The organism is Parvibaculum sp. (assembly GCF_049672805.1).
Classification (GTDB): domain Bacteria; phylum Pseudomonadota; class Alphaproteobacteria; order Parvibaculales; family Parvibaculaceae; genus Parvibaculum.
In genome coordinates, this window is sequence record NZ_JBATWS010000380.1 from 1 (window position 1) to 4,933 (window position 4,933).

Below are 4,933 nucleotides of genomic sequence, written 5' to 3' on the forward strand. Positions count from 1 at the left end.
ACGAGACGCAGCAGAGAAAGCCTCTCGCCAGCCGCCTTTCCGCTCCCCGCTTCATTCATGAGCGCGCGAAAGCGCGATGTGTTCTCCGGCTCAAGAAAATGCAGACGCTGTCCTGCTTCGAGCGGACCGCAATAGGGATGCAGCATCGCAATGACCGCCGGTGAAATATCCGCGATCCGCAAATCCCGCGTCACGACCATGTAGCAATAGGTCGTGTCCGGGTCATTGCTCGGCATATCGTGCAGGCGATGCGCCAGCGCCTCCGCCCGAGTGAGATGTTGACGCACCCCTTCGATAACGGTGTGCAGCTCCTCATTGCCCTCCTCGGCATCGAGATAGGCAAGGAGCGTCGTCATCTCTTCCCAGTTTTCAGGATCGGTTGCGTAGGCATAGATTGCATCAAGCGCGACCGCGAGGTCAGGACGCATTGCCGCGCCGCCTTCCTCCCGTCCCCGCTTGTCGTCGATCCACCCCAGCCCGGACACGCATCATCCCCCGAAAGCCTTGTCCACCAAAAGCCCGTCCCGGAGAAATATAACGCGCCGGAAGAGATTGAATCCCATAAAATCGCGCATCACGCCCGTTAATGGGGTTCATGAACGAGCCGGGTCAGCACTTCCTTGAAATTCGTGAAAAGGACCATGTGCCCCTGCCCCTCGACGACGTGAAATGCCTCCACCGGCGCGCCGTCCAGCATACGCTTCACATCCGCGATGCTGTTCATCTCATCTTCCAGGCCATGCCAGACAAGCAGGGGCCGCGCGAGGCCGGATGTCTCGGCTGGTGTCTCTGCCGCATAGAAGTTGAGTTCAGCCACAATGCCCGTATGCGAGCGATCGATTGCTTCAATGAGACTGTCGGTAAAGCAATCAAGCAACGCAGGGTCACGCTCGAAAAGGCGCCGGTCCGGCTCTGATGTTTCCACGAAATTGCGGATCATGGGGCGCAGCATCCGGCGCGAACGCTTCGCCCGCATGATCGAGAATACCGTCTCGAAAATCCAGGGATGGCGGCGCAGCCCTCCGAAAAACTGCCGCATGGGCGAGGTGGCTTCGAGGTCCGAGCGGAAATTGAGACGCGGCGTCGCAAGCGCGAGGCGGCTCACCCGTGCGCCAAGCCGCGACGCGGCCGTGAGCGCATAGGGAGCACCCGACGCCCAGCCGATCAGATGGAAATTGCCTATGCCGAGCGCATCCGCAACGGAGGCGAGATCATTTGCAAAGGAAGCGTAGGTGCCCTCCGGGTCATAGGTTGAAAGCCCGATGCCCGGACGCTCGACGCTGATAAGCCGCACACCGCACTCACCCGCCATCGCGGCTTCCTGCGGCCGCATCAGGCTCGACTGCACCAGCGGATGAAGGATGAAAACCGGCACCCCGTCCGGCGTGCCGAGATCACGAAATGCAATCAGCCGCCCGTCCGGCAAGACAATCGTGCGGCGCTCCGCTGCGGTGACGGTCGCGCTCACATTGTGATGGCCCGTCCGTATTCGCGCGGCGAGCGCGGCAAGCTCCGTCAGATGGCGTACAAGATCGGCCTGACGATTGACGCCCAGCTTCTCGAAGATGGATTTGAGCTGGTTGCGTGCCGTGTTGACGGAGATACCAAGCTCGGCCGCTGCTTCCTTGAGCGATAGGCCGAACCGCAACCGCGCCGCAAGCCGCGCTTCTGCGAGGGTGAGGCCAAGCGTCTGCCGAAAGACATTCAGCACCTGAGTGCCCGCATCGGGTGGCGCCGCAATGAGCGCACAATGAGGATGCTCTTCCCCGTCAAACTCCGCCGCACGCAGCATCGCCGCCGAAAGCGCCTCACCCTGCGCGAGATAGCAGGGTAATTTCGTCTCGCCGTCATCGTCCAGAAAACGCAGCAGCACGGGAGCCGGCGGTTCGTTCTTCTCAAGCGCGGCGAGCGCATCAGAAAAGAGAACCGCGTGTTCCTCCTCATGGAAAGAGAGCCGCTTTCCGGCCTCAACCCGCGCAAAGATCGAAGAGAAGAAGGCGCGCCCTTCTTCGTTGGAGGCGATCACGCGCCGTTCCGCATCGAGAAGAAGAAGCGCATATCCGGGGGCGGGCGCGTCCATATCCGCATGAAGCCGCGTTGCAAGCTCATCGGCGCGGCGCAGATGCGCGCCCAGCGTTGCCGCAAGCACGCTTGGCGGCGCGACGCCCTTCTCTATGTCGTGATCGAGATGTGCGAGAAACTCGATCAGATCTTCCCAGTTATACTGACCGGAAGCATAGCCATAGACAGCATCCACCGCCTCGCCGAACCGTGAGGCAGGTGCCGCGGCCCGGTCTCCACTGTCGTTGTGAATTGTTTGCGGCTTCGCGTCGGGATCACTCGCCCTCACGCGTTTCTCCCGTTTACTCTGCCGCGCCCCGGGAGGAGCGCCTCACCACACCGGCATCAAGTATTGCCAATCGGGAGAAAACAACAAGCCCTCTTTGGATCAGATCATGCCGAGCGCATGCAGATAGAGCTCAAGGATCGCCTCCTGCTCCTGACGCTCTGCCTTGTCCTGCTTGCGCAAACGGATCACCTGACGCAGCGTCTTCGTATCGAAACCATTGCCTTTGGCTTCGGCATAGACTTCCTTGATGTCGTTGGCGATGGCCGCCTTTTCTTCCTCGAGCCGCTCGATACGCTCGACGATGGACCTCAGCTGGTCCTGCGCGACGCCGCCCGTAGTCGCAGGCGTATTACCGTCCGCCATGATGGCCTCTCCACTTGTACAAATGACTGCGAGGGCCGCGACGATAGAGAGCCGGGCGCAGGCGGGCAATATGGTTACCGAAGAAAGCTGTGGATAGAGGTGTGGATGAAAACGGGATGGTGGCCCTATCCGTGGCCTTTCCGGCGCGCTGCCTCGAAAGCTGCGAGCTGTTCCGGCGTTGCTTCCGGCTGGTGCTTACGCTTCCACTCCGAAAAAGGCTCGCCATAAATGATCTCGCGCGCCTCATCCTTTGACAGGGAGACGCCCTTCTCCTCAGCCGCCTCACGATACCAGTCAGCGAGGCAGTTGCGGCAGAAACCGGCAAGGATCATCAGATCAATATTCTGAACATCCGGTCGTGCGCCGAGATGCGAGACGAGGTGACGAAAGGCAGCGGCTTCAACTTTAGTGCGCGTAGCGTCATCCATGGCTTTCTCCCGTTCCGGTCAGGGTTTGCGTATCTCGCGGATACCCGGCAGCGAGGCGGCGGCGCGAAGATGCCGCGCATAGCGCGCCGCCCATTCGCGCTGGCCTTCTTTCGTCTCGATCAAATCCTGCCTGATCTCGATCAGCACATGGGGCAGCCCGTTTGCGGTGCCGTGGCGATACATGCAGTCATTGAGAAGGCGGCCCGTATAAGGCTCGTTATCACCGACGGTGAAACCTTCCTGTTCAAGCCCTTCCATCAGCGGGCCGACAAGCCGGTCATCGCGATCCCAAAGCAGCCCTGTCTCCCACGGCCGGATAAACTGCCGCCAGCGCGGCGTGAAGCTGTGAACCGACACGATGACGGGCACGGCCCCGCTCTCTTGCGCGCGAGCGAGCGCCGCAGCAATGGCGGCATGGTAAGGGGCATGGAAGGTGTGAATGCGATGCTCTAATTCCGCCGCATCATGGTCAGGATCGACATCGCGATTGCCGGGAATGATCGCCCCGTCCGACAGCTTCATCACCAGCGTCGGATCATCCTCACCCCGGTTGAGATCAATCAGCAGGCGTGAATAGCGCGCCAGCACCGCCGGGCAGGAAAGCGCCTCTGAAAGCCCGAGCGCAACACCCGCTGCGCCAATGTCCCAGGCAATATGCCGCGCAAACTCCGCCTCCGGCAGACCGAGCGAACCATAGCCAGGCGGCAGCGCATTGGACGCGTGATCGCAGACAATGAGGAAATCCGGCGACCCTTCCGGGTTCACTAGCTCGAAAGGCGGTGGGGTGGCGGCGTCAGGCTGTAGCGGTTCGTGCATGGCCGCACTATACCTGAGCCATGGCCCGGAACGACTCCCAAAGCAGGGCGCTGCTGAAACGCCTTTATGACGCCGCCGTGCGCGAGGCGCTGCCCTCCCATTGCCTGCCGCCGCATCTGCCGCCGCCTCCTCCGTCAAAAGACGGGCGCCTCATCATCATCGCCATCGGCAAGGCCGCCGCCGCAATGGCAGCCGCAGCCGAGGACTGGTATGACACGCACCATCCCGGAACCCACATCGAAGGCCTTGCCCTCACCCGCTATGGCCACGCCCGCCCGACACGATATGTCGAGGTGCTGGAAGGCGGCCATCCGATTCCCGATGCAGCGGGAGAAGCAGGATCACGCCGCCTGCTCCGCCTTGCCGAATGGGCGGGGCCGGAAGATTTTGTGCTGGTGCTTCTGTCCGGTGGCGGCTCCGCACTCACCGTGCAGCCCATGACCGGCCTGACACTCGATGATGAAATCCTGCTCACCCGCGCCCTGCTCGCTTCCGGCAAACCGATTGGCGACATCAACGCCGTTCGCAAACATGTCTCTCGCATCAAGGGAGGCAGGCTTGCAGGCGCGATCCACCCCTCGCGCTCGCTGACCCTCGCCATCTCGGATGTGGCAGGCGACGACCCGAGCACGATTGCCTCAGGCCCGACCGTTCCCGACACGACCTCGAAAGCGCGCGTGCTCGCCATACTGGACAGCCTGCAACCAGCAATACCGGCGGAGTTACGCGACAGGATTGCAGTCCTTCCCGAAACGCCGAAGCCCGGTGACGAGATTTTCTCCCGCGCACAATATCGTCTCGTTGCAAGTGGCAGCGCCTCGCTCGGCGCTGCAGCAGCCCTTGCCCGGGCGGCAGGTTATGAACCCGTGGCGCTGGGTGATGGCATCGAGGGAGAAGCCCGCACCCTCGCAGAAGAACATGCCGCACGCGCCTTGAAGGCAAAGGCCGAAGGCAGATGTGTCGCCATCATTTCAGG

6 protein-coding genes are annotated in these 4,933 nt (G+C 62.0%); 1 reads left to right on the forward strand and 5 read right to left on the reverse strand.

Annotated features, from left to right (window positions below; genetic code table 11):
* From WBF74_RS11745 to WBF74_RS11765, 5 genes are all read right to left on the reverse strand, one after another.
* Positions 1-485, reverse strand: a 485-nt coding sequence (locus tag WBF74_RS11745) for a hypothetical protein (protein WP_424439953.1), incomplete at its 3' end; no start/stop codon positions are given.
* Between the two features lie 98 nt (positions 486-583).
* Entirely contained in the window at positions 584-2,350 is a 1,767-nt protein-coding gene (locus WBF74_RS11750; RefSeq protein WP_424439956.1) for an alpha/beta fold hydrolase, read from the reverse strand.
* A gap of 99 nt (positions 2,351-2,449) precedes the next feature.
* On the reverse strand, positions 2,450-2,713 hold the full coding sequence (locus WBF74_RS11755) for a DUF2312 domain-containing protein (protein ID WP_424439959.1): 264 nt from the start codon (positions 2,711-2,713) through the stop codon (positions 2,450-2,452).
* Positions 2,714-2,838: 125 nt separating this feature from the next.
* Positions 2,839-3,141 carry a DUF1244 domain-containing protein gene (locus WBF74_RS11760; protein WP_424439962.1) on the reverse strand — a complete coding sequence of 101 codons (303 nt, stop codon included), beginning with the start codon at positions 3,139-3,141 and terminating at the stop codon, positions 2,839-2,841.
* Between the two features lie 18 nt (positions 3,142-3,159).
* Positions 3,160-3,957: an N-formylglutamate amidohydrolase gene (locus tag WBF74_RS11765; protein ID WP_424439965.1), complete on the reverse strand. Its 798-nt coding sequence runs from the start codon at positions 3,955-3,957 to the stop codon at positions 3,160-3,162.
* Positions 3,958-3,977: 20 nt separating this feature from the next.
* On the opposite strand from WBF74_RS11765, the gene WBF74_RS11770 reads away from it, so the two are divergent.
* Positions 3,978-4,933: glycerate kinase type-2 family protein (locus WBF74_RS11770; protein ID WP_424439968.1), on the forward strand; the 956-nt coding region annotated here is incomplete at its 3' end.

Excerpts from the sequence above, each read along its gene's own strand:
- WBF74_RS11755 (WP_424439959.1), bottom strand. The coding sequence starts at position 2,713 with ATGGCGGACGGTAATACGCCTGCGACTACGGGCGGCGTCGCGCAGGAC.
- WBF74_RS11760 (WP_424439962.1), bottom strand. The coding sequence starts at position 3,141 with ATGGATGACGCTACGCGCACTAAAGTTGAAGCCGCTGCCTTTCGTCAC.
- WBF74_RS11765 (WP_424439965.1), bottom strand. The coding sequence starts at position 3,957 with ATGCACGAACCGCTACAGCCTGACGCCGCCACCCCACCGCCTTTCGAG.